Source organism: Erysipelothrix larvae, assembly GCF_001545095.1.
GTDB lineage: Bacteria > Bacillota_I > Bacilli_A > Erysipelotrichales > Erysipelotrichaceae > Erysipelothrix > Erysipelothrix larvae.
In genome coordinates this window covers 2,468,933-2,495,108 of the sequence record NZ_CP013213.1, presented here as the reverse complement: position 1 = coordinate 2,495,108, position 26,176 = coordinate 2,468,933, and the positions used below count along the sequence as shown (strand labels likewise).

Genomic DNA, 26,176 nt, shown 5'->3' with positions numbered 1-26,176 from the left:
AAAACTAAACCCCTTTGTAGTAGTAATGATAGCAAAAAGAAAGAGAGAATAAAAGGGTAAAAATCAATGTAAAAAGTTTTCCACATTTACATACTCTGATAACCATAATAAATAGTGGATAACTGAGAGTTATCCACATTATCCACATCTTTACATTGTGGACAAATTGTGGAAAAAGATATCAACAATCCACAATTGTGGAAAATGTGGAAAGTACAGTGGAGAAATCAAACTTATCAACACACTATCAACTGTCTAAAAGCCTTTAAATAAAGGCTTTGTGAAGTTTTCCACAGATATCCACAATGGTGTAGTAACATATGAATTTAGTTGGTGATTAAGGTGTGTATAACTTAAAATTGAAGGAATCAATCTTGTTTGGTGTGTGGAAAAAAAGTGTGATTTGTCGCAAAATACTTTGATGAAAGAATTTTTACCTAAAACTTGTTCGTGATATACTATAAAAAAACAGGAGAATTGTATGGAATTACACGCAGAATTTATTAAAATGATTTATAAAGAATTTGATGATGAAACCGCAACTATGATATTAAAAGCTTATGACAAACATGACCCAGTTCGTGGGATTAAATTGAATACAAACAAACCGATTAACCTTCCATTTTCTTATAAACCATCCTTACTTAATGAAGAGATACTCATTCCTGATGATTATAAAATTGCGGTCGTCCACCCTTTTCATCATGCTGGATGTTATTACATACAAGATCCATCAGCAACACTTCCTGTAAAGGCACTGAACCCAAAACCTCACGATCTTGTGTTGGATATGTGTAGTGCTCCTGGTGGAAAGACAACCCAAATCCTTAATGCAGTGAATGAAGGATTTCTCATTAGTAATGAAGTTGATTACAATCGTGCATTAAAACTCGTTGGCAATGTAGAACGATGGGGTGTAGAAAATTGTTGTGTGGTGAATCACGATGGAAGAAGCCTTCCAAAATATTTTTCAAATACGTTTGATAAAATAGTTCTAGATGTTCCGTGTAGTGGTGAGGGATTATATCGTAAACAACCAAAACATGCACTTAATTTCAATATGAAGACAATCTTCGAATTGGCGCAACTTCAAGGTGAGTTATTAGAAGCAGCGTACCAATGTAGCGTAGATGGCGCGCATATTGTCTACTCAACTTGCACCCTTAATCCATATGAAAATGAAGAAGTGGTGATTCGATTTTTAGAAAAGCATCCTGAGTGTGTATTAATCGATCATGGGTTGAAACAAGCACAGCCAGGAATTCGAAATCTTGGAAATAAAGGGGCTCGCTTTTATCCTTCTGAAGATGGAGAGGGACATTTTGTAGCGAAGATCAGAGTAAAAAAAGAAACAAAACGTAATACATTAACGTTTAAAAAGTACAAATCAAGCACAATAGAAATCAATAAAATGAAATTTACAGGTCATATCATCAAACACAACGATAAAATTAAGTGTTTAAAAGATCGGGGACCCTTAGATACAGATGCACACGTAATTCATGACGGTACAATGATTGCAATTGAAAAGAAAGGCCGCTACGAATTTACGCAATCGTGTGTTTATGTACCGTACTTAACACAGGATATTCCAAAAATAGCGGTAGATTTGAACCAAGCATATCAATATTTATATGGATTGAGTGTGGATAATCCGAAAACAGGATATTATTTAGTAACCTATCAAAATCAGTGTTTGGGGTTTATTAAAGGACAAAACAACAAATATCCAAAGGGTTTAAGAAATCGATTTGAACGATATTAACCCATCAAGATTAGAAATATAAAACTGAGAAATAGTAGTGTTCGGATGAATCACATGGTATAATTGAACAGAAAATGCATAATAAAGCATGTAAAAACAATAAATATACTGAGATTTATTGACACTACCAGTGATATTATGTATAATTTCTAAGCATTTGCTCTTCGTATTAACAATTTAGAACTGGAGGTGGTTTTCTATGAAGAGAACTTATCAACCGAGCAAACGGAAACACCAAAAGGTCCATGGTTTTAGAGCCCGAATGAAAACTGTAGGCGGACGTCGTGTCCTATCACGTCGTAGATCAAAAGGAAGAAAAGTGTTATCAGCATAACAGTCACCTTAGGGTGACTGTTTGTTTATATATGAAGAAAAAATTTAGAGTAAGACGCGCAGATGAATTTCAACAAATCATGCGCAATAAACGATTTGTTGCGACAGGATCATTCGTTGTTTATACAAAGAAAAAACAAGAAGAGCACGCACGGGTAGGAATATCAGTTCCAAAGAAGTTGGGGAATGCTGTTGTACGAAATAAAACGAAACGTCAAGTTAGAGAAATGCTTCGTGTTATTCACGTAATTGAGGGTAATTTTGACTTAATCATTATTGTTAGAAAAAAATATTTCACGCAATCCTATATACAGAACCAAAAAGACTTGGAAAAATTGATAAAAAAAGTTAAAATAGATAGTGATGTTTAACGTTAGGAGTAGGAAATGGAAAAATCGTATAAAAAGTATCGCAAGTACCTAGTATTAGCGCTGTTATTATTAGTACTTGTAGGGTGTAGAAGACTTACGGATGCAAATGGTAACATCATGGAAGAAGTTATCATTAGATTGGGTGATCCGTTCCCATGGGGTAAAGAAGGAGAAGGTTGGTTCTCTATCTTTATTGTGTGGCCAATATCACAAGCATTTAACCTTGTAGCGAAGTATACAGGAAGTGCATTTATCTCAATTGTAACTGTAACATTAATTATTAATGCGTTGAAGTTTGGTCTTACAATCAAACAAACAATCCAACAACAAAAAATGCAATTAATTCAACCAGAATTAAATCGCATTCAAGAAAAGTATAAAGGGCGTACTGATAATCAAGCGAAGATGCAACAATCTGCAGAACTTCAAAAAGTATATCAAAAACATGAAATCAGTCCATTTGGTGCTTTAGTACCTTTGTTCATCCAATTACCAGTAATTATGGCAATGTACCAAGCGGTACAACGTGCTGATTTAATTATCCATGGTTCAATTCTTGGACAAACATTAAAAGCAACACCACGTGAAGGATTCACAACAGGAAACCCTGTTTACATCGCAATCTTTATCACAATGGCAATTGCTCAAGCAGCATCAATGTTCTTGCCACAATACTTACTAAAACGTCGTCAAAAACAACGTAAGTATGATAAACCACAAGGTCCAAATACAAACACGATGATGTTTATGTCACTTGCAATGATTTTATTCTTTGCATTTACATGGAATATCGGGATGAGTTTATATTGGGCAATCACTGCACTGGTACAATTGTTCCAAACACTTTACATCCAGTGGAAATACACCGATAATAATACTAACTAATAAACTTTGGAGGTGTCTATGAAATCATATACGGGAAAAACACTCGAGGATCTTCTACAAAAAGTTGCGGATGAAAAAAACGTAGCGGTAGAAGCACTAACATATTATGTAACTGAAACTAAAACTGGGTTTTTAGGAATCGGTGCAAGTGTCACAGCAGATGTATACGCATCCTGTGATGTTGAAGAATTTGTATTCAATTACCTTGATACATTTTTCAAGGGATTGGGTATGGATGTTGAACTTGAAGTATCTGTAAATGAAGGAAAAGTGATTGCGAATCTCAATGCAGAAAACAACGCAATTCTTATTGGTAAAAATGGGAGCTCATTAAGTGGACTAAATTTACTCTTAAGAAACGTTGTGAGCTCAGAGTTTAAGCGTCGCTTCTATGTAACAGTGGATATCAACGGTTATAAAGACAACCGTTATCATAAGTTACGCGATCTAGCGAAACGAGTTGCAAAGACGGTACAACGTACAAAAGTAACTGCATCACTTGATCCGATGTCTAATGATGAACGCAGAGTAATTCATAAAGAATTAAGCGGCATGGCTCATATTAAAACTGAGAGCGAAGGACAAGGAAGACACCGTCATCTAAAAGTTATGTATGTAGAAAGTAACGAAGAATAAGGGATTCCTTATTCTTTTTCGTCTATTTGGAGGAAATCAATGAAAGTAATTGTTGGATTAGGAAATCCTGGTAAGAAATATGAAAACACACGACACAATGCAGGCTTTTTAGTCATTGATGGTGTATCTGAAGAAACATCAATCTCTGTAAACTCACTGAAATTTAACGCATTGATTGGCCAAGGATTTTATAAAGGACAAAAGATCATTCTTGTAAAACCACAGACATTTATGAATCTCTCTGGAGATGCAGTAATCCAAATTCTCAACTACTACGATGTTGATCTTGAGGATCTTTTAGTCGTATCCGATGATCTTGATTTGCCAGTAGGTACCCTTAAAGTGCGTCGTAAAGGAAGTTCTGGCGGACAACGAGGCATTCAAAGTATCATTGATAGAACGGGTTCAAATGAATTTGCACGTATCAAAGTAGGAATCGGCAAGAATCCCTTAATCCCAACAGTTGATTATGTTTTGGGTAAAATGGACGATCAAACAGCCATAAAACCAGCAATCCAATGCGTGATGGATTATCTCAACAACGATGATTTAACACAGTTAATGAATACCTATAACAAGAAAGAGGATTAAAGGTGAATTGGTTAAGACACTATTTAGAAAATCATCAAACAGTCCTTGATTTTCTTTCAAAAAAGAAAGAAGCTTCTCATCTTGATTTAATCCAAGAAGCGATGCTTTATGTAGGTTCGTGGGTTCAAACCCAACAACCTATTTTTGTTGTGAAAGAAAACCAACAACAAGCCCAAGCACTGATTGAGATGATTAAAGAGATTGATGCTTCAATCAATGGTGTTCTATTTATGCATGAAGATTCACTCAGAATCGAAGCACTTGCCCATTCTGAAGAAGCACGCCTTGCGCGTGTGAGCGCACTCTATTCAATTATCACAGATGACTATGATATTTGTGTGACACATACTGCTGCCATTATGCGAAAGATGAGTCCAAAACAAGTATTGCTTGATTCATTATTAAATCTTAAGATTGGTTCTGAAATTTCGCTCAAAACACTTCAAGAGCGACTCATTCAACTCGGATATACAAAAGTTAAATATGTTGATAAGCCCTTCACCTTCGCGATTCGTGGGGGTGTGTGTGATGTATTTAGTGGTCAATATGATAATCCAATTCGGATTGAACTCTTTGATATTGAAGTTGATTCCCTCAGATTTTTTGATGTAGAGACCCAAACGTCCATTCAAACACTTCAAGAGGCAACCATTATTTTTGCTTCTGAAATTCTGATAGATGATTCAATATTGGACCATGTAATTTCACACCTTTATACAATAAGCGATACAGTGAATGATGAACTTAAAAATGAAATTCAAACACAAATTTCCTTTTTAATCGCACGCCAGTACGAACCCTCCATGTATCCCCTTTTGGCATCATGGCAGTCTTATGAAACAATCATGAATCTTGCACCAAACATGTGCGTTTTTAGTACACTTGAAGGAATGCAACACTTCGCGAAGACCTTGATGGAAGATGTCGTGGAATTTATTCAAGAGCGCCACGGTTTGAACCTCTTACCTTTGGAATATGATGTCTATTCTGAGCTTAAAGAATCGTGGTATGAAAACAGCTATCGAATTCATGATTATCAATCCCATAATGAATTGAATGTCCCATGGCACCGTGCAGAAGTCGTTGCGACAAACCTCATTGACATGGTTGATTGGATGCATAAAGAATCTGAACATAGAACCTTCTTAATCTCATTGCCAGAAAAGGAACGCAAACAATTTATCAGTATTCTTGTTGAGCGTACGGGTACGTTTGATTTGTATGATGAAGTGATCCAACCAGGGATCTTCATCACCGAAGATTCGATGGACATCGGACTTGAATTTGACGATTTAAACCTATCCTATTACACAATTCGTGAACTGTATCAATATCATCAAAAACGCTATCGCTATGACAGTAAATTTACAAAAGCCGAAGCATTAAATAGTGTGCTGGATTTAGATGAGCTTGATTATGTAGTGCATCGTCAATATGGAATTGGTCGCTATATGGGAATTGCCACTAAAGAAATCGATGGTATCCATAAAGACTTTATGAAAATTCGATATCAAGGTGGCGATGAATTATTTGTTCCAATTGAGCAATTTCACCTTGTTAGAAAATACTTCTCATCCAATGCAATCTCCGTGAGATTGAGCAAGCTAGGATCAAATGCATGGCGCAAAAATCAAGAACGCATTCAACAAAATGTCGAAGAGGTTGCGAAACGGTTAGTAGATCTTTACACAACACGTATGAAAGCTGAAGGATTTGCATACTCTAAAGATAGCAAATATCAAGAAGACTTTGAAAATGCTTTTATGTATGATCTCACTGTTGATCAAAAAGAAGCAATTGAAGAAATTAAAATCGATATGGAAACACCAAAACCAATGGATCGACTGCTTTGTGGCGATGTAGGATTTGGGAAAACAGAAGTATCTATTCGGGCTGCATTCAAAGCAGTCTCAGATCATAAGCAAGTTGCTTTCTTATGTCCAACAACGATTCTTTCTCAACAACACTATCGAACATTTAAAGATCGATTCAAAGAGTTTCCTGTTGTGATTGAAGTTTTAAATCGATTTGTTTCAGACAAGAAAGCACGAGACATTCTTAAGCGTGTCCACAGTGGAGACGTTGATATTCTGATTGGTACACACCGAATCTTATCAAAAGATGTGAAGTTCAAAGACTTGGGATTTTTAATCATTGATGAGGAACAACGTTTTGGTGTTGAACATAAAGAGCGTATCAAAGAATTGAAAGTCTCTGTCGATGTTTTATCACTCAGTGCTACACCAATTCCACGAACCCTTCAAATGTCTCTTGTTGGGCTTCGCTCACTCTCTCAACTCAACACTCCACCATCAAACAGACTTCCTGTGATGACCTATGTGATTGAAAAAGATGAAAAAACCCTATTTGACATTATGCGCAAAGAACTAAATCGAGAGGGACAAGTATTTTATCTCTTTAATGATACACAACATCTTTATGCGATTGCGAATACAATCAGAGATGAACTTGATACTTCTGTTGGTGTTGTTCATGGGCAAATGGATCGAAATGAAATTGAAGATGTGATGATTCGTTTTGTGGAAAAAGAAATTTCAGTTTTAGTGTGTACCACAATTATCGAAACAGGAATTGATATTCCAAATGCAAACACAATCATCGTAGATAATGCCCACAAATTTGGCTTATCACAACTTTATCAAATCAAGGGACGAGTTGGTCGAAGTGATCGCTTAGCCTATGCTTATTTTGTAGTACCAAGCAAAAAGAGTTTAACTGAAGTAGCAAGTAAACGACTTCAAGCCATTAAAGAATTCACACAACTTGGTAGTGGGTATAAAATCGCAATGCGAGACCTTACAATACGAGGCGCTGGGGAATTATTAGGTGATAATCAATCTGGGTTTATTGATACTGTCGGTATTGATCTTTATATTGAAATGCTTCGCGAAGCAATAGACAAAGAAAAAGGAATTGAAAGAAAACCACAAGAAGAAACTGTGTCACTACATCTTGATGGGTACTTACCAGAGCACTTTGCGAATGATGACAGTGAAAAGTTAGAAATCTATCAAGAACTCAGTATGGTTACTGACTTCGACAAGCTGAATGCATTTAAGCATCGAATGGAAGATCGATACGGTTCACTTCCGCATGCTGTAGAAATGCTTCTTGAGAAAAAACGCCTTGAAATATTCTTGTCCGACCCCCGAGTGAAGTCCTTTAAAGAGTATGTAAACCGCGTAGAACTTACGTATTCTGAAGAATTCAGTGAACGCATTGATGGCATGCATTTATTTGAGATTATCTCGAATCGATCATTAGATATTAAAATTAAATATTTAAACAAATCAATTACAATCATCCTTCCACTCGATTTGGATTGGTCTGATGAACTACTATATATCATGGAACATATAAAGGAGAAAGATAATGCGTCTTGATAAATACTTAAAAGTATCACGAATCATAAAACGTCGCGCTGTTGCGAAAGATTTGGCAGATGATAATCGTGTATTCGTGAATGACAAACTTTCAAAACCTTCATCAGAAGTAAATATTGGTGATGAAGTAGAGATTCGTTTTGAACACAGACACATTCGTGTGAAGATAACCTATATGAGCGAGAAAATGCACAAGGACAGCCCACCCTATTATGAGTTAATTTTTGATCGCTCAGTACCGAAATCAGAGTAATAATAACTCTATAATAGTTAAAAACTATCTAACTAAAAATCACTTTACATTTAGCAAGAGAAATTTGCTGTGTTTAAGTGATTTTTTTGTTATCTGATTGGAAATTATTAAAAGACTTATATAACTTTTTTATATACAGTTGATACCAATAAAAACAGATCCTTAACTTTTAAACAGTAAGAACTTTTAATCTCTCAAATTGAAATAATCATAATGAATATTTATGAATACAAGTAAAGTAAAATTTGTGAGATCACTGTTATCACATCTTAACTGGAAGATAATACACTATTGTAGGTATACATTCAGAAAATACCTAAAGAAAATATTGATAGGTTTCAAGTGTTTTATGTTTTAAGAGAGTAAAGGGAGAAACGAGAACAGGTGACGACTAATTTTATAAAAAAGACTAAAAATTAATCTTAAAATGAGCGAAAAAACATTTAAAAAAATTGACTGTCGGTCAATAAATAGTGCGTTTCTGAGGTTGTAAACCCTCTCAATTATGATTTGTGATGGGAATCGTGAAAAAGTGAAGAAACGCGACGAATTTTATGTACTTTTCGATATAATATCTGTTGCATTCCCAAAGTCTTAAGCGTATAGTGTTAGTGTTAGCGATAGGAGGCGTGAAATGGATGATTCAATAGTAAGAATTCTTCAAAGAGATAAAGAAGCGAAAGAGGCGTTGACAAGACGTACCACAAAGCTTGCTGAGTTGAATAAAGAATTCGAAAGTGCGAAGCAGAATATTGATGACGCAAATCATGCAGCTTATGAGATCGAATCAAACCGAATGGATCAAGAAAGAGAAGATGAACTGGGTGCATTGGATAATGCGCTTAAAGCTGAATTCGAAGAACAGAAAGCAGCAATGATCAAATTATTCGAAGAGAGGTCGGATGAGTGGGTTGAACGTCTAGTCAGGGAGAGTTTAAGCAATGCCTAATACAGCGGTAATTGCTAAAGCGAGAGCAATGTATAGCTTACATTTAAAAGACTTTGATTACCATCAATTGGCCGATTTGAAGCGTGTTGAAGATGTTGCCATGTTCTTTGAAAAACACCCTCGTTATGAAGGTGTAATGGAAGGCGTGCGCAGTCTTGAAATACACCGAGACATTTTAGAACAAAGAATACGAGTGATGGTTCCTCTTGAATACAAGAGTCTTTTGCGGATGGAGCAAGTTGCCAGGGCGAAGACTTTTTTTTCTTTGGATTTAGAGCGAAATTTGATTGTTGATATGCTCTATTCACTCAGTCACGGAGTAATTTATCAACCAACACGTGATAGTGTAGAACTCAGTCAATCATTCTCATTCAACGTTGCGGATCTTATAAACTGTAACTCAATTGAAGCAGTCCTTAAAACGATAGCACGCAGCCCGTATGCACATACGGTTGACGTGGAAGTTAACAAGGGGACACCAATTTGGGAAATAGAAAGCAAGTTGTACGATTTATATATTAAACTCGTCAATGAAAATGAAGCGAAGGATAGTGAAGAATTTAGAGATATCTTCCGCTTTGACATTGAATTAACCCGTGTGGCCGAAGCATTTAGAATGGTTATTGCAAATAATCCAAACTATATTAAGAAGCTAGAAAGTTACACGTGGATCCCTTATAAGTTAAAGAAACAAGAGTTAAAGGATTGGGTTGAACAATCGGATCCTAACTTATTTGTCGCGAATGTAAAAGAAAAGTATGGTATTCCTCAAGAAGTATACCGCTCAACGATTGAGAACTACTTCGATCGGATGCGCTTTAAACAAGCATTGAAAGTGATGCGATACAGTCAAGACAGTAAAGCAGTTGTTTATGCTTATAAGATGTTAATGGATATAGAAGTAAAAAATATCATCAGTATAATCGAAGGTGTACGTTATCGTAGAAATGTACAGTCGATTCTAGAACAACTGGTATTTGAGGTGAAACAAACATGATTGAAAAAATGAAATTATTGAGTGTTCGCTGTTCTAGAGATCAATACCTTGAATTAGCTTCTCATGCTGTTGCAAAAAAGAATTTCCACCCAATTTTGGCAAACGATGTAATCAAGTCAAAAATGATTGGATTTCAATATGCTCAAGACCAAGTTTATACTCAATTGAAAACACGCATTGATGCAGTGGACAAAGGATTAAACTTAGGACTCGTTGAAAATCTTAGTGACATTAATGAAGTTGAGTTGGATGTTATCAAGGACACAATTGATAAAGTTGAAGGCAAGTATGAAAAATTCACTGCCTCAAGAGCAAGAACTTCAGATAAAGAAGATAAGGAAGCACTGGCAAAACTTCACGAATATCTCCATGGTCAAGAACTTCAATACATTGCAGTTCACCTTGGACGAATTCCTCTAGAAGCATTGTCACGGGTAACCCTTTATAACAATGAGGCATTTATCTTTACAGAATTAGTGCGAAATAAACACTATGTTTGGATTATGTATCTATGTATGAAAGAAGACGATAAGCACTTTGAAGAGATGTTTGGTTCGCTCTACTTTGAAACTGTAGATATTCCAAAAGATATGGAACAAGAAGAGGAAATTCGTGATTACTGCAAGCAAGCACTTGGAGAAATCTGTGGATTTGTGGCTTGGCGTTCTAAAATGGAACAATTCGAGAAATTTGTAAGTGTTGAGGAAGATACAATCTTATTTAACGCCTTTGTTCCTGAAGATGAAGTAGAAGAATTTAAAAAAGAATTTAGTGATTTTGAAATTGAAGATGTGGAAAACAGTGATTATCACTTCACACCACCTACAAAATTAAGCAATCGGAAATCCGTTAAACCGTTTGAATCGTTTGTTGAGATGTATGGACTTCCACGATATGGAACCTTTGATCCAACAACCTTCTTCGCCATAACATATAGTCTACTATTTGGGATTATGTTTGGGGACCTTGGGCAAGGAGTTGTGATTTCATTGGTTGGATGGTTCATGCTAAAGAAAAAAGGAATGGGACTTGGTGCTGTTTTAATGCGCATCGGTATGTTCTCAGCGTTCTTTGGAATCATTTACGGTTCAGTGTTTGGAGATGAAACAATTCTAGATGGGTTCCTTCGTCCCTTTGGATTACCAATCCATGTTGGGGATAATGACATGACGCAACCTTTACTGATTGCTGCCGTTGCGATGGGTGTAATACTCATTGTAATATCAATGCTTATGAATGTATTAATCTTGATGAAACAAAAACGATACGCATCTGCAATCCTTTCTCAAAACGGAGTTTGTGGTATCGTGTTCTATGTTTATTTAGTTGTAGGAGCTGTTCTAAATCTAGTATATAAAGTGAACATCTTTACAACACCGCTCTTAATCCTCTGTGTAGGATTACCACTATTATCAATTATGTTCCATGTTCCAATTCACAATGCAATTCAAAGAAAGAAACTCAAACCAGAAGATGGTTGGGGTGGATACATTACAGAAAGCTTCTTTGAATTGTTTGAAGTGCTGTTGAGTTTTATGGCAAATACATTGTCATTCTTACGTGTGGGTGGATTTATCCTCAGTCACGTTGGGATGATGACGGTAGTTATGGAACTTCGAGTACTTGCAGGAACAGCAGGTCCACTTGTTCTCATCTTCGGGAACATCTTAGTTATTGGACTTGAAGGACTAATTGTAGGTATCCAAGCATTACGTCTTGAATATTATGAAATGTTTAGCCGTTATTACGAGAGTGGCGGCGTTGAATACAAAACACTTTAGGAGGAAATTCAATGTTTACAGTATTACAATTCGTAGGACCTTTAGTCCTTATCGCACTTATTACATTACCACTTGTTCCAGTTTTCCAAGGTAAAACAACTGTTGAAAATGGAGCGTTCCGTGTAAAATTACAAATCGCATTATTCTTTGCTTCATGTGTTGGAGTATTCCTATTTAGCACAACAGCATATGCTGATACTGAAACAGCTGTTGATTCAGCATTCGTAGGAAGTATTGCACAAGGGTTAGGATTTATCGCAGCTTCAATCGCTGTTGGATGTTCAGCACTTGGTGCTGGGATTGCCGTTGCACACGCTGCGCCTGCTGCTATTGGTGCATTAGCTGAGAAAAGTGACACATTTGGTAAGGCTATGATCTTCGTTGCCTTGGCAGAAGGTGTTGCGATCTATGGTCTATTAGTCGCTATCTTAATCGTAATTCGTTTATGAAAATCTTCCTCATTAGCGACAACGTCGATACATTAATGGGGATGCGGCTTGGCGGAATTGATGGTGCAATAGTCCACGACGAAGGCACACTCAAGACTGTACTTGATGATGTTTTAAACAATCCAGAAATTGGGATCGTATTAATGACAACCCAAGCGTTTGATTTAGATCGAGATCACTTGATGGAATTGAAGCTAGAACTTAAAAAGCCTCTGATTGTTGAAATATCAGACCGACATCATTCTCATGAAGTGCAATCGATGCTCGATGAGACAATCCGGAAGATAGTTGGGAAGGTGACATAATGGCTGGTGAAAAAGCACGCATTACTGAAGAGATAATCAGTCGTATCGCTGCTCATGAACATGAGGACACTGAAGTTTATATCGATAACTTTAAACAAAGTTTGAGTAGACAATTGGTGGAATACGACGAATATCAAGCAGAAATGCTTCAAAAAAAATTAGAGAGAAAAGAAGGCGACTCAAAACAGGATCACAAGCATTACAGTTCTGAGCAAAAATGGAAAGTTCGCACTGCCCTTCGTGAAGTAAAAACTGAACAAATCAATGTCCTTCGTGATAAAACACGCAAGCGACTTACCACAATGCTCAATACCCCTGAATATGTCGGATATCTCGAATTAGCAAAATCAAAAGCACCAAAGTCGGGCACGTATTATGTACGCGCTGAAGATGTTGTGCATTTTAAAGATGTTGATACGAAAGTTGCGACCATTCCACTGGGTGGATTTAAAGTAGTGGATGGATCTCGAATTATTGATTTTACATTAGAAACTGCATTCAAAGAAGTATTTGATTCCTTTTCTAATACACTAAATATTGATGGACAGGAGTGATGAGATGAGTCAAATATATTGGATAAATGGACCAATCATCAAGAGTAAAGACGTTAACGACTTCATGATGCAAGAAATGGTGTTTGTTGGTAAAAACAAACTCATGGGAGAAGTCATTGGAATCGATGAAGACTTTGCGACAATCCAAGTCTATGAATCAACAACCTCAATGCGAGTGGGTGAAGAAATTGTTCACACCGGCACGCCATTAAGTGTTGACTTGGGCCCAGGGCTACTTGGAAATATCTTTGATGGGATTGGACGACCCCTTAAACAAATTGAAAAGAAATTTGGATCGTATCTAGAAGTCGGTCAAGATGTACCAACACTTGATGCTACTATCGGATGGGACCTTACCTTTAAAGTTAAAAAAGGCGACTATGTTTCAAAAGGTGCAATCCTTGCAACTTTCTTTGAAACAGGCGCAATTGAACACCGCGTGATGGCACAACATGATGGTATTATCGCATCTGATTGTGAAAACAAATCCTATACAACTCAAGATATTGTGGTGAGTTATGAAAGCGGCGAAACACAAACATTAGTAAACACATGGCCAATTCGTCACGAACGCCCTGTGAAAGAACGCATTGACGCCAAAGAACCCCTCATTACAGGACAACGTGTCATTGATACCTTATTCCCAATTGTAAAAGGTGGGAGCGCTGCAATCCCTGGTGGATTTGGTGCTGGGAAAACAATGCTTCAACACCAACTTGCAAAATGGTGTGATGCGGATATTATCGTGTACATTGGTTGTGGTGAACGTGGTAATGAAATGGCTCAAGTACTTGAAGAATTTGGTGAGTTGGTGGACCCTAAAACAGGAAGAACCTTACTCGAACGGACCATTCTGATTGCAAATACGTCAAACATGCCAGTTGCTGCGCGTGAAGCATCCATTTATACAGGAATAACCTTTGCTGAGTATTATCGTGATATGGGGTACCATGTGGCCCTTATGGCGGACTCAACATCACGTTGGGCAGAAGCACTTCGTGAGTTATCCGGTCGTTTGGAAGAAATGCCAGCTGAAGAAGGCTTCCCTGCATACCTTGCATCACGTCTTGCTGCATTCTATGAAAGAAGTTCATTTGTAAAAAACTTAAATGATTCAATCGGTTCAATCAGTATTGTTGGTGCGATTTCACCACAAGGTGCTGACTTCTCAGAACCAGTTACTCAAAACACAAAACGGTTTATTGGTTGTTTCTGGGCGTTGGATAAAAACCTTGCGTATATCCGTCACTTCCCTTCAATCAACTATAACCAAAGTTACAGTGAATACTTAAGTCAATTAAACTCATGGTTTGATTCACACCTTGGAGAAGAGTTCCTTATCAACCGTCAACGTATTTTATCAATTCTTAATGAAGAAAACCGTTTGATGGAAATTGTGAAGTTGATTGGACAAGATGTTCTTGCGGATCAACAAAAACTAACCCTTGAGATGGCACGTGTAGTTCGTGTTGGTTATCTCCAACAAAATGCGTTCCATAAGTTTGATAGTTCCGTATCATTGGAAAAACAAACTGCAATGCTAAAACTCATTTCATATACGTATGATGAGTGTCAAAAAATATTAAAAGAAAAGAAAACGATGTCAGCAATTGTGGAAACACATATCTTTGATAAGATAATTGGGTTAAAATACAACGTTGACGAAGACTTATCTAAATTTGAAGAGTATTATGATTTTGTGAATACTCAATTAAGATCAATCGCATAAGGAGGAGATATTGATGCGTACTTTATATCAAGGTTTATCCAATATCAACGGCCCACTTGTAGCGCTTGAAGGTATTGAAGATGCGTCTTTCGATGAACTTGTTGAACTGTATGATGAAGATGGTTCACAACAACTCGGACGTATTATTGAAATAAAAGGTGACAAGGTTCTGATCCAAGTCTTTGGACAAACTGAAGGGATGTCACGAACAAATACACAAACTAAGTTTACCGGACGTCCAATTGAAATGGGACTTTCAGAAGCAATTCTAGGACGTAGTTTTAATGGGTCTGGCCAAGTAATTGACGGCCAAGGACCAATCTATGTTGAACGTACCCAAGACATTAACGGGCGTGTTATGAACCCTGTATCACGGATTTATCCACGAAACTACATCAACACAGGAGTCAGTGCCATTGATGGTCTCAATACACTTATTCGTGGACAAAAGCTTCCAATCTTTTCAGGTTCAGGGTTACCCCATAATGAACTTGCGGCTCAAATTGTCCGCCAAGCACGTCTTCATGATGAAAACGAATCATTTGGGATTGTGTTTGCTGCAATGGGTGTAAAACATGATGTGGCAGCATTCTTTAAGAAAGCATTTATGGAAAGCGGCGTTATGGACCACGTTGTTATGTTCTTAAACATGGCAAATGACCCAATTATCGAACGTATTTTAACACCACGTTTCGCATTAACTGCAGCTGAATACCTAGCTTTTGAAAAAAACATGAACATTCTTGTAGTGATGTCAGATATGACAACCTATTGTGAAGCGCTTCGTGAATACAGTGCATCAAAAGGTGAAATCCCAGGTCGTAAAGGGTATCCTGGATACCTCTATTCAGACCTTGCAAGTATGTATGAACGTGCAGGTTGTGTTGAAGGAAGTACAGGGTCATTGACTCAAATTCCAATTCTTACCATGCCAAATGACGATATCTCTCACCCGATTCCTGACTTAACAGGATACATAACTGAGGGACAAATCGTATTGGATCGTAATATGACACAACAAGGTATTTATCCACCAATCAACGTACTCCCATCCCTTTCTCGTTTGATGAAAGATGGTATTGGGAAAGGATTGACACGTGAAGACCACCAAGATGTTTCATCACAACTATTCGCATCATATGCGCGTGTAATTGACGTAAGAAATCTTGCATCTGTTATCGGGCTAGATGAACTTAGTAAAGAAGATCAAAACTATCTTGAGTTTGGTCGTATGTTTGAACAAGTCTTTGTAGGACAAGGTTCGAAAACAAACCGATTTGTAGATGATACACTTGATTTAGGTTGGCTTCTTGTCTCCCTACTTCCACGTCATGACTTAGATCGACTCAGCGATGAACTCTTAGATGCGCACTATGACCCATCTCGTGCTAAAACATATTTTGAATCGTTAGAAGTAGGACACTAATATGCTCATTACCAAAAGCAACCTCATAGCCAGTAGGGAATCATTAAGGCTTGCGAAATTGGGATATGACCTCATGGACCGTAAGCGTGTGATTCTAATGCAAGAGTTATCACAAATGATGGATGATGTTAAAACACTACGAACTGTTATTGATGAGGCATATGATGATGCGTACTATTCATTACAAAATGCCAATATTTCAATCGGTTCTTTTACAACGCGCGCCATTGCAAGTCAAGTAACCGTAGACGACGGTGTAGAAATCGTATACCGCTCTGTTATGGGGATTGAGATACCTAAGGTTCACTTAAACAAAACAATCAGTAACGAGCCTCAATTCAGGGTTCAAGGTACAGACAGTCACTTAGATGAAGCGTTTATGCGATTCAACATTGTGAAAAGCTATACAGTAAAATTAGCGGAACTCGATAACGGCATGTATCGACTTGCGAAAGCAATAGAGAAAAGCCGTAAACGTGCGAATGCACTTGCTTATATCGTAATTCCAAATCTTGAATCAGAAATAAAAATGATATCTGAAGCGCTCGAAGAAAAAGAACGTGAAGATTTTATTCGAATGAAATTGGTGAAGAGCCAGACAGATCGAAGATAGTAACAGAAGAGGTTCGAATCATTAATTCGAACCTTTTTTAAATTCGTATGAGAAAAAGAGGAATGTATAATTGGTATAAAACTTCAACTAATCCACAATTAATTGACATACGCGTGGTCCTTCCTACGATTATTAAAAATGTAGCTCAATGTATGATGTTCATCAATTTGTAAACAGTTTGGTTTAAGGTCACGCATATAAAACACGAAATGTTTATGCCAGGACAAATCAGAAGAAAACCAAATACAGTATCAGGTGCAATCGAATCCATTAAAAAGGGTACGAAAACAGGTGTCTCTTGGTCATAAAATAATGCTTCACGTGTGAGTTTGAACTACTCTTTGAACGTTATCTTTAGCTAAATATGCGGTAATTTCATTTACATACGAAAGCGGGATAAAGTTGCTTTTAAGACATTATTATATTATCATTGTCAGTAGAATATAATCGACATATCAAGGAGTATTTACTATGAAGAAATTGTTGTATGCTGAGATTGCAAATCAAATTAAACAAGACATTTTAGACGGTGTTTATCCTGTGAATTCTTTCTTGCCAACAGAGAACGAATTGGAGGCTATGTTTGAAGTAAGCAAGATCACTGTACGTAAAGCGATCGAAGAGCTTGTCGGAGAAGGATTTATAGATAAGAAACGAGGTATTGGGACAGTCGTTGTGAGCAATCGATTGTTTAACAAACTTTCAAAAGCAACCTCCTTTTCATCAATTCTTGAACGAAACCACCAACTCGAAAAGAAAATTATATCATTGGAAGTTGATCATGAGATACAAGATGCGAGCATTCTTGAAGCAATTGGGTCTACCGCACTGTGCATGAAAAGAATCTATTATCTAGACCAGAAACCCTATGTATATTTTGTACACTATTTTCCTTGTTTTAATGAAGATTTAGAAACTGCAAAACGGAAGATTGAAGAGAATTCCTTGTATCGCTGGTTGGATGCCAAAGGGCACACTGTGATGAAATTCGAAGATGATTTTAATGTTGAGGTTGTTTCGGCTGAAATCAAAGATGTTTTAAATGTTTCAAGTGTATTGCGACGTGTACGCAGCACCATAGATGAAGATGGAAATATTATAGAGATTTCTCGCGGTTATTATAATACAGAGGTTTTACCCTATAAAGTAGAATATGAGATTTAACATATACACGCCTACCAATCAATGCAATCATTAAATCTGTAACTCGTACATTATCGTTTGTAGCAAATCAAACCAAAAAAAGAAACATTCCTTAAATTCACATTGAATCTAAGGGGTGTTTCTTTTGCATAGATTGAGTCATTGATATTAAGGAAAACGTGTAAAGTGACGAATAAAAGTAATGCGCTATTATCGCAAGACACGTTGAGCTTTTGAAGGGTTCATGCGTAGTATTTCTTCTTGGGTGACATTCAAGTAATCACCAACCGTTGTATAGGCTACTGCACAGCATCGTGTAGCGAAATCAATTACTTCTTGAATCGGCCATCCGGATTGTAATCCACTGATAATTCCAGATGCATAGGCATCACCGGTTCCAATCGCATCCAAAACATCTACGGCTATGGGTTTTCCGGACTTGAAGACAGAATCCTTGCACAAAAACCCTTTAATAACTAACTGATCGTTGTGATCTAAAGTTTTGAGTGTTCCAGAGAATACATCGACCGTGTATTGATTCATGAAGTTTAACGTGCGTTCTTCAAAAGTAGAACCTTCAATTTGTAGTGTCTTTTCTAAATCAAGGACACTCCCAAAAACGATTGTACTGCGTTTAAGAATATATTTGAAGGCATCAAGAACCGTATCATATTCATTTGGATCCATTAAGGATTGACGGAAATTAAAATCAAAGCAGAGTTTAATACTCATCGATTCACATAATGAAGCAACCAATAAAGCATTGTTTCTACTAATCACGGAAGTTTGGCACGAAATACCGCAGATATGGACAAGATCAGCACCTGAAAGTGCTTGTCTTAATTCTTCTTGTGTAAACTGATAGGTATTAAAGCTTGAGAAACTTCGGTTCATATAAGTGACTTTACTTGGTCTTAAACCATGTCCTGGTTCTAGAAAGTAGATTCCAATATGATTGCCAGATTTCGTGACTGCTTGTTCATTAATGCCAAGCATTCTTAGATTTGAAAGCGCAGCGATTCCAATATCATTATCAGGGACTGAAGAAATAAGAGAAACTTCATGACCAAACTGATACAGGTTTCTTAACAAGTTTACTCCCGTTCCACAAAACAACATATCAAGTGCTTGTGATTGAGATAAGGCTTTGTTATTTTGAGTTGATAAGCGAAGCATTGTTTCGCCAAATGCAACAATTCTCATGTTATTTTACCAGCTTTTTAATGATTCCAAATAATGTTTTCACATCTTCAACGCGGGTGTTATTTGTTGTTGGGTCAATGATTGAGCTGTACACATGCGGAATGATTTCTTTTACATTTGCATCAAGAGCAATTTGCAAGAGGATTTCAAAGTTATCGAGATCGATACCACCTGTAGGTTCAAGTCCAAAGTCATTTTGTGCACAAAGTCGACATACTTCGCGGTATTCATCAAGATGTGCAAGACCTTTCATTGGGAAATACTTAATGGTATTAGCACCCATATCTTTCAGCAAATCGATGGCCCCTTGGACACTGACAACAACAGGATCGTTTTTAGAGCTGATTGGTCCAGTCCCAATATTAACAAATCCAACAGTTCCAGTAGGTGAAACAAGACCGTTAATGTATGTATCCGCATCCCCAAGTCTTCCACGGGTATTACCAATGCCAGTAAATACTTGATTGACATGTTGTGGTTTCAGTGCACCACTAAGTCTTGCGACCATATTGCTTTGATTTGGATTGCCGGCACCTAAACCAATTGAAATGGCGTTGTCTAATGCACTTTGATAACGTTTAAAATCTTCAATCGCAAGTTCATCTGTTTCATAGTTCGAAGATAATAGTCCAATAATTGCGTGGTGTTCTGCTGCCTCATAGCATTCAACAGCATTTTCAAGAGTATTCGCAAGCACATTAAGTGCTACTCGGTTATTATAGAAATTTGGTTTTGTTCTCATGGGTGGTTTCCTTTCATAAATGATTCGATATATTGTGTGATGATACGCATATCGTCTTGATTTAGTGCTCTAACATCAAACTCGATGATCCCTTGATTTGCATAGTACTCACGGGTATAAACAGCAGGGTTTTGTTGTTTCATCGAAGAAATTAATGAAGGTGCATCCTCTACTATTATTTTTAAACGATAGATATCGCGGCCTGCTCCATCTTGAGTGATTGATGCATTGATACCAAGTGCCTTCATATCTTTTAGCCAAGGTTCAATACGTTCAATCATGGATGCGCCAGATTCGTTTCCTTCACTTAAGTAGGTTTTAGTTGCTTGATAGAGACCGAGAATGTTTTCTTTTCCAATTTTCATTGCACGGCCAATTCCCTTGCTTTGACGTCGCACCCAGTCGATTGCCTGAACACTTCCAAATACAAGTCCAGAACTTGGGCCTTCAATGGCTTTTGCGCCACTAAAGATCACACAATCAATCGCTTGATTGACATATTGTGTAAGTGCTTCTTCAGCTGCAGCATCCACAATAAGGGGTACGTTTGATGCTTTGCTAATTTGAATCATATCTTCAAGAGATAACATACTTTTTTGAACAGTATGATGGCTGACAACATACATCAAAGCACAGGTGTTTTCATTCAAGCATGCTTTAACATGCGATGCAGTACATCCATTCGCATAGCCAGCTTCAACAACAACCCCTCCCCCCAGTTCAATCATTGTTTGAACTGGGGCACCATAATCAACGTTATGGCCTTTCATAATAACAACTTCACGTTTTGTTAGGGTTGGATCATAAGGGTGTAACAATGCGTGGTCATTATCTTTAGCGATACACCCTGCAACACAGAGTGCAATCCCTGATGAAGCACTTGCAACGATTGTTGCTGCAGGGTACCCGGTTAATTGACTGAGTTGACTGCCAGTTTTCTCAATAAGTTCTTCGATCACAAAGAAGTTTTGAGCACCGTATTGTTGTGCTTCGATTGCAGTCTTTTGAACCTTTGAAACACCCAGTATCGACATTTTACCACTTGCATTAATTACACGCGTTAAATTAAGTTCGTTCATTGAATCTCCTCCATATCGATCATCACACCACCTACAATTACGTGACGGGGTTGAATTAATTTATGAATGATTTCACGATTTCCTGAAGAATCAATTGCTTCAAATTGTGTGTCTTTGACTTCGAAGATTGTGAAATCAGCGTCATATCCGATTTCTATTTTCCCTTTATTTTGGATCTTAAAGAACTCTGCAGGCACCCTGGTAACTTTATCAATGATTTCCTCTAAAGAATAACCAAGGTGTAACATCTTACTTAATGTGACTGCAAAACTCATCACAGGTCCGCTAACACGGTTTCGGTGATAGATATCTGTACTAATTGTACAGCATTTAAATCCGAGATTTAAACAGTGCCGTGCAACGTTAAAGTCAAAACTCGCAGTTCCATGGCCTAAATCAAATGCCACTCCACGTTTTTGAGCACATAAGACACAAGACTTAATATGCATATCAGAATCAATGATTGAATTCGCTTTACCATTGAAACAATGGGTAACCATATCATGATGATCTAATAACGGCATGATGTCTTCAAGAGGTGGTGGTGCAGACCCAATGTGAACCATTAACGGAATATCACCGAGTTCTTTTTGAATCTTCTTTGCCATCACTAAAGGTTGAATACCGTTATCACCAACAACACTTTGACTCATTCGTGCTTTAATTCCAAGTAGAAAATCGGGGTACATATTAAACTTCTCTTTTATATGATCAATTTGAATCAATGATAAATCAGAGAGTTCGTCTTGTCTAATCAGCCCAATATCTGAGATGTTGAGTAAGGCGTAGACATTTGTTTTAGCATTCTTTACACATTGAAAAAAAGCGTCAACATTCGAATATCCGCAGGACCCAGCATCAATTACTGTACAAACTCCAGAGTGTACACCAATGAGATCGGGTTCATCATAATAGATATCCATCGTCGGATTGCAATGGACATGGTCATCGATCCAACCCGCACTGATGTACGACCCAGATTCCATCACGAATGTCTGAACTGCATTTAAGTTAAGCAGGGTGTCAAGCGCAACAATCTTACCATTCTTTACGCCTATATCAATTTTACTTCCGTCTGTTAAGACGGCATTTTTAATAAGTATATCGAGCATAATATCACAATTTTTCTAATCTAAATTTACTCCAAGGACTGATGTATTTCAGTAAAAACTTCTCTTCCTCAAGAATCTGTCCTACTTTGTTCTTGCGGGGATCTGTATGAGGTTGCAACACAATTTGCAATTCGTTTTTGTATTTTCCAAAGCAATCATTGCCAATAACAACATCTCCAAATTGGAAAGGATCTTCATTTGAATGCAATGAATTTGGACTATGGGCATACTTTTTACGAACCTCTGTTGAACGAATTAAAGAACTTGAAATATCCCCCCGACGTTGATGTTGGTTGTGCGTGATAATGTCATTCTCAACTTCATTATTACGTTCATTAACATCGACTCTAAGACTTAATTGGTAACGATTGACTTTGCTTAGGGATTCAAGTTCTTCATCACTTGCATATGCGTTTCCAATAATCACATCATCGATGAGTCCTGTTGCAAAGAGATGCTTAGCTTGTACATCAATCGGTAAACTTCGGTGAAGCTCTAGAGTTGGAAGCCCATCATTGATATTCCAAGGACCTAAAGTAGCAGTACTTGAAGTGATAAATGCAGCAGTTCGTAGTCCGTGACGTTTAAACCGTTTTGAACAGTTCACAAAGAAATCATAATCTAACCCAGTGCCTGACTGAGGGTAGAAGTTATGGCATCCATATAAGAATGGCTTATTGGCTTGGTAGGTCAGAATGTTATCAAGATAAGCAACATCATTACTCATGTTCAATTCAATAATAAGGCCATATTCATTGTATGTCAATAAAGCTTCTTTATTGCCATCAAATCCAACATCGAGACGAATTCCATCCGCATGAAGTTCCTTAAAAAAGCTAAGATCATCATAGGAAATCTGCAATTGCTCAAAGATGTTCGGTGCAACATCAAGGATTACTTCAAACCCTTTGTCTTTTGCATACTTAAGAATTGTTTTAAACTTAGCAGCCGTCTCTTCTTTGCTTCCAGAAACTTCAAGCATGCTTGCAAACAGTCGAGAAAAACCAAGGTGAGAAGCAGTGTCCAAATAAGCCATATCTGCTTCAATATTGCTGTGGTCGGGGTAAATAGAAATACCAAGTCTTCGTTTCATCTCACATCCTCCTTGCGTTTTCTAACGATGCATTATATTGATTAATTGTAATTATGGCAGTAAAGAGTGTCATCCCAACTACAAGCCATAGTGATAAATGAGCGATGATTGTAATAATTATTGTGATTGCAATTAAACCTAAGCTTATCAATGATAACTTAAGCAAAGAATAATCCTTAATTTGATTGACTAACAGTTTATTGCGAGCTGTAATTTGACAAAGGATAAAGATGCAAACAAGTGTTAATAATTCATAGAGTGTCATAAATAATTATACGAGGAACACCTAATTATGTCCCTCGTACGTCTCCTTTCAAAATATATTGTAGATTATGAGTTATTGCCTTCTAGTTCCTTAGCAAGTTGTTGCTTTTCAGCAACTTTAAAGAATGGATAATAGATTGCTACAGAAATAATAAAGTTTACGATAACTAATGCACCAGCAGTAATGCTCCAATCTGTACTCATCCATGCAGCGATAGGTGAAATTACTGTAAATGGTAATCGAGCCATCATCATCGGAACAATATTAGTAATTGTTAATACATAAGAGAGCGTTGTTGTAACCAATGGCGCAACGATGAATGGAATCGCAAGGATTGGATTCATAACGATAGGAGCACCAAATATCATTGGTTCATTGATGTTGAACAGACCGGGTAAGAATGAAAGTTTTCCTAATTTCTTAAAGTAGGTAGATTTTGATCTTAAGAATAATAATGTTAATGCGAGTGTTGCACCAGCTCCACCAATCCAAACAAACCATTGAAGGAATTGCTCAGTGAAGATGTTTGGAAGCGCGTTTGCAGAAACTCCAGCAGCAAATGCTTCCATGTTTTCAGCAATTGACATATCCCAGAATGGACGAATGATTGGTCCTAGGATTGCAGGTCCGTGAATACCAAGAACCCAGAAAACACAAATTAGTAGAACAGTCAGTAAGCCACCGAGTAGGCTGTTTCCTGCTAGAATTCCTTTTAGTGGTGTTAAAGCAGTGGTTAATAGTTCGTTGATATTAAGATTGAAGAAATAACGAACAAACCAGAATAAAAGTATGATAACGGCAGTTGGAATAAGTGCAATGAAAGAGTTAGAAACTTCTGGCGGAACACCATCAGGAATTTTCAATGTAAAATTCTTCTTTTGCATAAAATTGTAGATTTCCACAGCGAGAATTGCAGTTAAGATTGCAGAAAATAATGATTGAGAGCTTAAGTTTGCAATGTTAATATATCGTCCAGAAGCAATCACACCGTCAACGGCTTCAGTAACGCGTGTTGGAGTAACTGTAGTAATTAGAAAGGCTAAAGTTCCTAACATTCCAGAAGTTATTGTATTCAACTTATAGGATTCGCCTAAAGTTGCAGCGATTGTAAATGAGCAATACAATGATAGAATTCCAACCGTATAACGGAAAGGAATATCGATTACAGAAGCATAAGGTGCAAGCATTGCTGCGATAGAATCAATAGGAACATTAAGTAAAATTGTAAAAAATGACCCTACAATAGTCAATGGTAATGTAGCTACAATCCCCTTTCTAATTGCAGCCATATGGCGTTGAGTACTAATTTTTGTTGCGGAAGGCATAATGCGTTCTTCCAAAAATTGCATAAATTTCTCCATGGTCTCCTCCTTGTATAATGGATATGCAGACATCATAACATCATGATGTCATAATGTAAAGGTTTTCAGATTATTTTATAGCAGAATTTTATTTTGGACATTTTAAGTATCGAAATTCATATTGATATGGTTGAACATCAATCGTTTATTACAAAAAATAAGATGTATTTCACTGAAATACTATAGATCTAGATTAATCATAAATTGAAACAGACTCGCAGAAGTAAGGAACAAAGCAAAATATCAGTACAGGTAAAAGGTAATAACCCCAGAGTGCGTGATGGCTTCGTTAATATATCGATAAAAAACAATATAAGTAAAAACTGTTGTATAATGGGTCTGTATATGAATAAGTGAGGACTAACATGAAAAACAACTATAACAACCCCACCTTCTTTAATGCTTATAAGTCCATGACACGGAGTAAAGAAGGACTAAGCGGTGCAGGTGAATGGGTTCAGTTTAAGGAAATGTTTCCAGATGTAAAGGATATGTGTATCCTTGATTTAGGGTGTGGCTATGGCTGGCATGCAAAGTATATGGTTGAACAAGGCGCTAAGACTGTAGTTGCAATTGATCATAGTGAAAAAATGATTCAGGAAGCTTTGACTCGAAATGCAGATGAAAAAATAGCGTATAAAGTAATTGGTATTATGGATTATGCGTATCCTTTTGAAACATATGATTTGGTATTATCAAACTTAGCACTTCACTATATCGACGATCTAGATGAAGTCTATCGAAATATTGCCAAGACACTGAAGCCAAACGGAATATTCCTGCTGAACATTGAACACCCAACATACACGAGTGGTGTGAATCAAGAATGGATTTACAAAGAGGATGGGACCCCAGATGTATGGCCAGTTGATCGTTACTATGAACCAGGGCTAAGAAGCACTCAATTCCTTGGTCATACCATTGAGAAGTATCATCATACACTCACTCAAATTGTGAACGGACTCATTAATACAGGAATGACCATCGATGCTTTAGTTGAGGCAGAACCTTCTAAGGATGCTTTGGACATTGATGGCATGATGTACGAACTAAAACGTCCTATGATGTTACTGATTAAGGCTACAAAAAATAAGAAAGAACACGGGGACTAAAATGCATAAGTATCCTATGCTTTAG

The 26,176-nt window shown here is 37.1% G+C and carries 26 protein-coding genes; 19 read left to right on the top strand and 7 right to left on the bottom strand.

Annotated elements, in window-relative coordinates; translation table 11 throughout:
- The first annotated feature begins 481 nt into the window (after positions 1-481).
- From AOC36_RS11645 to AOC36_RS11565, 18 genes are all read left to right on the top strand, one after another.
- The gene (locus tag AOC36_RS11645) at positions 482-1,765 is read left to right on the top strand and encodes a methyltransferase RsmF C-terminal domain-like protein (RefSeq protein WP_067634516.1); all 1,284 of its coding nucleotides are present in this window, start codon (positions 482-484) and stop codon (positions 1,763-1,765) included.
- Between the two features lie 199 nt (positions 1,766-1,964).
- A complete protein-coding gene (gene rpmH, locus AOC36_RS12030; RefSeq protein WP_003774176.1) occupies positions 1,965-2,099 on the top strand; it encodes a 50S ribosomal protein L34 in 135 nt (44 codons plus the stop codon).
- A gap of 31 nt (positions 2,100-2,130) precedes the next feature.
- The gene (gene rnpA / locus AOC36_RS11640; RefSeq protein WP_067634514.1) at positions 2,131-2,469 is read left to right on the top strand and encodes a ribonuclease P protein component; all 339 of its coding nucleotides are present in this window, start codon (positions 2,131-2,133) and stop codon (positions 2,467-2,469) included.
- A 15-nt stretch (positions 2,470-2,484) separates the two neighbouring features.
- A complete protein-coding gene (locus tag AOC36_RS11635; protein ID WP_067634512.1) occupies positions 2,485-3,354 on the top strand; it encodes a YidC/Oxa1 family membrane protein insertase in 870 nt (289 codons plus the stop codon).
- 18 nt (positions 3,355-3,372) lie between these two features.
- The gene (locus tag AOC36_RS11630; protein ID WP_067634510.1) at positions 3,373-3,990 is read left to right on the top strand and encodes a R3H domain-containing nucleic acid-binding protein; all 618 of its coding nucleotides are present in this window, start codon (positions 3,373-3,375) and stop codon (positions 3,988-3,990) included.
- A 39-nt stretch (positions 3,991-4,029) separates the two neighbouring features.
- Positions 4,030-4,581: an aminoacyl-tRNA hydrolase gene (pth, locus tag AOC36_RS11625; RefSeq protein ID WP_067634508.1), complete on the top strand. Its 552-nt coding sequence runs from the start codon at positions 4,030-4,032 to the stop codon at positions 4,579-4,581.
- Positions 4,582-4,583: 2 nt separating this feature from the next.
- Positions 4,584-7,985 (top strand): transcription-repair coupling factor, encoded by a 3,402-nt coding sequence (gene mfd, locus AOC36_RS11620; RefSeq protein ID WP_067634506.1) that lies wholly within the window; start codon positions 4,584-4,586, stop codon positions 7,983-7,985.
- Entirely contained in the window at positions 7,975-8,238 is a 264-nt protein-coding gene (locus tag AOC36_RS11615) for an RNA-binding S4 domain-containing protein (protein WP_067634504.1), read from the top strand. The genes mfd and AOC36_RS11615 overlap by 11 nt, the downstream gene beginning before the upstream one ends.
- A gap of 634 nt (positions 8,239-8,872) precedes the next feature.
- Positions 8,873-9,187 carry a hypothetical protein gene (locus tag AOC36_RS11610; protein WP_067634502.1) on the top strand — a complete coding sequence of 105 codons (315 nt, stop codon included), beginning with the start codon at positions 8,873-8,875 and terminating at the stop codon, positions 9,185-9,187.
- Entirely contained in the window at positions 9,180-10,184 is a 1,005-nt protein-coding gene (locus AOC36_RS11605) for a V0D/AC39 family V-type ATPase subunit (RefSeq protein ID WP_067634500.1), read from the top strand. Before AOC36_RS11610 ends, AOC36_RS11605 begins: the two co-directional genes overlap by 8 nt.
- Complete coding sequence (locus tag AOC36_RS11600) at positions 10,181-11,965, top strand: V-type ATP synthase subunit I (protein WP_067634498.1); 1,785 nt, start codon at positions 10,181-10,183, stop codon at positions 11,963-11,965. Before AOC36_RS11605 ends, AOC36_RS11600 begins: the two co-directional genes overlap by 4 nt.
- Before the next feature lie 11 nt (positions 11,966-11,976).
- On the top strand, positions 11,977-12,414 hold the full coding sequence (locus AOC36_RS11595) for an ATP synthase subunit C (RefSeq protein ID WP_067634496.1): 438 nt from the start codon (positions 11,977-11,979) through the stop codon (positions 12,412-12,414).
- Positions 12,411-12,719, top strand: a complete 309-nt coding sequence (locus tag AOC36_RS11590) for a V-type ATP synthase subunit F (protein WP_067634494.1) — start codon at positions 12,411-12,413, stop codon at positions 12,717-12,719. The genes AOC36_RS11595 and AOC36_RS11590 overlap by 4 nt, the downstream gene beginning before the upstream one ends.
- A complete protein-coding gene (locus AOC36_RS11585) occupies positions 12,719-13,273 on the top strand; it encodes a hypothetical protein (RefSeq protein WP_067634492.1) in 555 nt (184 codons plus the stop codon). The genes AOC36_RS11590 and AOC36_RS11585 overlap by 1 nt, the downstream gene beginning before the upstream one ends.
- Before the next feature lie 4 nt (positions 13,274-13,277).
- Positions 13,278-15,002 carry a V-type ATP synthase subunit A gene (locus AOC36_RS11580; RefSeq protein ID WP_067634490.1) on the top strand — a complete coding sequence of 575 codons (1,725 nt, stop codon included), beginning with the start codon at positions 13,278-13,280 and terminating at the stop codon, positions 15,000-15,002.
- 13 nt (positions 15,003-15,015) lie between these two features.
- Positions 15,016-16,428 carry a V-type ATP synthase subunit B gene (locus tag AOC36_RS11575; RefSeq protein ID WP_067634488.1) on the top strand — a complete coding sequence of 471 codons (1,413 nt, stop codon included), beginning with the start codon at positions 15,016-15,018 and terminating at the stop codon, positions 16,426-16,428.
- Between the two features lies 1 nt (position 16,429).
- Complete coding sequence (locus AOC36_RS11570; protein ID WP_067634486.1) at positions 16,430-17,041, top strand: V-type ATP synthase subunit D; 612 nt, start codon at positions 16,430-16,432, stop codon at positions 17,039-17,041.
- A gap of 471 nt (positions 17,042-17,512) precedes the next feature.
- The gene (locus AOC36_RS11565) at positions 17,513-18,205 is read left to right on the top strand and encodes a GntR family transcriptional regulator (protein ID WP_067634484.1); all 693 of its coding nucleotides are present in this window, start codon (positions 17,513-17,515) and stop codon (positions 18,203-18,205) included.
- Positions 18,206-18,394: 189 nt separating this feature from the next.
- Here AOC36_RS11565 and AOC36_RS11560 read toward each other — a convergent pair whose 3' ends face one another.
- From AOC36_RS11560 to AOC36_RS11530, 7 genes are all read right to left on the bottom strand, one after another.
- Positions 18,395-19,387, bottom strand: a complete 993-nt coding sequence (locus AOC36_RS11560; protein WP_067634482.1) for a sugar kinase — start codon at positions 19,385-19,387, stop codon at positions 18,395-18,397.
- A 1-nt stretch (position 19,388) separates the two neighbouring features.
- The gene (gene dagF, locus AOC36_RS11555) at positions 19,389-20,129 is read right to left on the bottom strand and encodes a 2-dehydro-3-deoxy-phosphogluconate aldolase (RefSeq protein ID WP_067634479.1); all 741 of its coding nucleotides are present in this window, start codon (positions 20,127-20,129) and stop codon (positions 19,389-19,391) included.
- Entirely contained in the window at positions 20,126-21,208 is a 1,083-nt protein-coding gene (locus AOC36_RS11550) for a DgaE family pyridoxal phosphate-dependent ammonia lyase (RefSeq protein ID WP_067634477.1), read from the bottom strand. Before AOC36_RS11550 ends, dagF begins: the two co-directional genes overlap by 4 nt.
- Positions 21,205-22,320 carry an amidohydrolase/deacetylase family metallohydrolase gene (locus tag AOC36_RS11545; protein ID WP_067634475.1) on the bottom strand — a complete coding sequence of 372 codons (1,116 nt, stop codon included), beginning with the start codon at positions 22,318-22,320 and terminating at the stop codon, positions 21,205-21,207. Before AOC36_RS11545 ends, AOC36_RS11550 begins: the two co-directional genes overlap by 4 nt.
- 4 nt (positions 22,321-22,324) lie before the next feature.
- A complete protein-coding gene (locus tag AOC36_RS11540) occupies positions 22,325-23,413 on the bottom strand; it encodes a DUF871 domain-containing protein (RefSeq protein ID WP_067634473.1) in 1,089 nt (362 codons plus the stop codon).
- Position 23,414: 1 nt separating this feature from the next.
- Positions 23,415-23,678 carry a hypothetical protein gene (locus AOC36_RS11535; RefSeq protein ID WP_067634471.1) on the bottom strand — a complete coding sequence of 88 codons (264 nt, stop codon included), beginning with the start codon at positions 23,676-23,678 and terminating at the stop codon, positions 23,415-23,417.
- 65 nt (positions 23,679-23,743) lie between these two features.
- Complete coding sequence (locus AOC36_RS11530; protein WP_067634469.1) at positions 23,744-25,039, bottom strand: PTS sugar transporter subunit IIC; 1,296 nt, start codon at positions 25,037-25,039, stop codon at positions 23,744-23,746.
- A 365-nt stretch (positions 25,040-25,404) separates the two neighbouring features.
- Between AOC36_RS11530 and AOC36_RS11525 the strand changes: the two genes are divergently transcribed.
- Positions 25,405-26,151: a class I SAM-dependent methyltransferase gene (locus AOC36_RS11525; protein WP_067634467.1), complete on the top strand. Its 747-nt coding sequence runs from the start codon at positions 25,405-25,407 to the stop codon at positions 26,149-26,151.
- Positions 26,152-26,176 lie beyond the last annotated feature (25 nt).

Bases quoted from the DNA above. Each gene is read 5' to 3' on its own strand.
- AOC36_RS11630 (WP_067634510.1), top strand. From the start codon at position 3,373: ATGAAATCATATACGGGAAAAACACTCGAGGATCTTCTACAAAAAGTT.
- AOC36_RS11585 (WP_067634492.1), top strand. From the start codon at position 12,719: ATGGCTGGTGAAAAAGCACGCATTACTGAAGAGATAATCAGTCGTATC.
- AOC36_RS11645 (WP_067634516.1), top strand. From the start codon at position 482: ATGGAATTACACGCAGAATTTATTAAAATGATTTATAAAGAATTTGAT.
- AOC36_RS11580 (WP_067634490.1), top strand. From the start codon at position 13,278: ATGAGTCAAATATATTGGATAAATGGACCAATCATCAAGAGTAAAGAC.
- AOC36_RS11635 (WP_067634512.1), top strand. From the start codon at position 2,485: ATGGAAAAATCGTATAAAAAGTATCGCAAGTACCTAGTATTAGCGCTG.
- AOC36_RS11590 (WP_067634494.1), top strand. From the start codon at position 12,411: ATGAAAATCTTCCTCATTAGCGACAACGTCGATACATTAATGGGGATG.
- AOC36_RS11570 (WP_067634486.1), top strand. From the start codon at position 16,430: ATGCTCATTACCAAAAGCAACCTCATAGCCAGTAGGGAATCATTAAGG.
- AOC36_RS11600 (WP_067634498.1), top strand. From the start codon at position 10,181: ATGATTGAAAAAATGAAATTATTGAGTGTTCGCTGTTCTAGAGATCAA.
- AOC36_RS11595 (WP_067634496.1), top strand. From the start codon at position 11,977: ATGTTTACAGTATTACAATTCGTAGGACCTTTAGTCCTTATCGCACTT.
- rpmH (WP_003774176.1), top strand. From the start codon at position 1,965: ATGAAGAGAACTTATCAACCGAGCAAACGGAAACACCAAAAGGTCCAT.
- AOC36_RS11545 (WP_067634475.1), bottom strand. From the start codon at position 22,320: ATGCTCGATATACTTATTAAAAATGCCGTCTTAACAGACGGAAGTAAA.
- AOC36_RS11565 (WP_067634484.1), top strand. From the start codon at position 17,513: ATGAAGAAATTGTTGTATGCTGAGATTGCAAATCAAATTAAACAAGAC.
- AOC36_RS11560 (WP_067634482.1), bottom strand. From the start codon at position 19,387: ATGAGAATTGTTGCATTTGGCGAAACAATGCTTCGCTTATCAACTCAA.
- rnpA (WP_067634514.1), top strand. From the start codon at position 2,131: ATGAAGAAAAAATTTAGAGTAAGACGCGCAGATGAATTTCAACAAATC.
- AOC36_RS11575 (WP_067634488.1), top strand. From the start codon at position 15,016: ATGCGTACTTTATATCAAGGTTTATCCAATATCAACGGCCCACTTGTA.
- AOC36_RS11605 (WP_067634500.1), top strand. From the start codon at position 9,180: ATGCCTAATACAGCGGTAATTGCTAAAGCGAGAGCAATGTATAGCTTA.
- AOC36_RS11530 (WP_067634469.1), bottom strand. From the start codon at position 25,039: ATGGAGAAATTTATGCAATTTTTGGAAGAACGCATTATGCCTTCCGCA.
- AOC36_RS11535 (WP_067634471.1), bottom strand. From the start codon at position 23,678: ATGACACTCTATGAATTATTAACACTTGTTTGCATCTTTATCCTTTGT.
- pth (WP_067634508.1), top strand. From the start codon at position 4,030: ATGAAAGTAATTGTTGGATTAGGAAATCCTGGTAAGAAATATGAAAAC.
- AOC36_RS11540 (WP_067634473.1), bottom strand. From the start codon at position 23,413: ATGAAACGAAGACTTGGTATTTCTATTTACCCCGACCACAGCAATATT.
- AOC36_RS11610 (WP_067634502.1), top strand. From the start codon at position 8,873: ATGGATGATTCAATAGTAAGAATTCTTCAAAGAGATAAAGAAGCGAAA.
- AOC36_RS11525 (WP_067634467.1), top strand. From the start codon at position 25,405: ATGAAAAACAACTATAACAACCCCACCTTCTTTAATGCTTATAAGTCC.
- AOC36_RS11550 (WP_067634477.1), bottom strand. From the start codon at position 21,208: ATGAACGAACTTAATTTAACGCGTGTAATTAATGCAAGTGGTAAAATG.
- dagF (WP_067634479.1), bottom strand. From the start codon at position 20,129: ATGAGAACAAAACCAAATTTCTATAATAACCGAGTAGCACTTAATGTG.
- AOC36_RS11615 (WP_067634504.1), top strand. From the start codon at position 7,975: ATGCGTCTTGATAAATACTTAAAAGTATCACGAATCATAAAACGTCGC.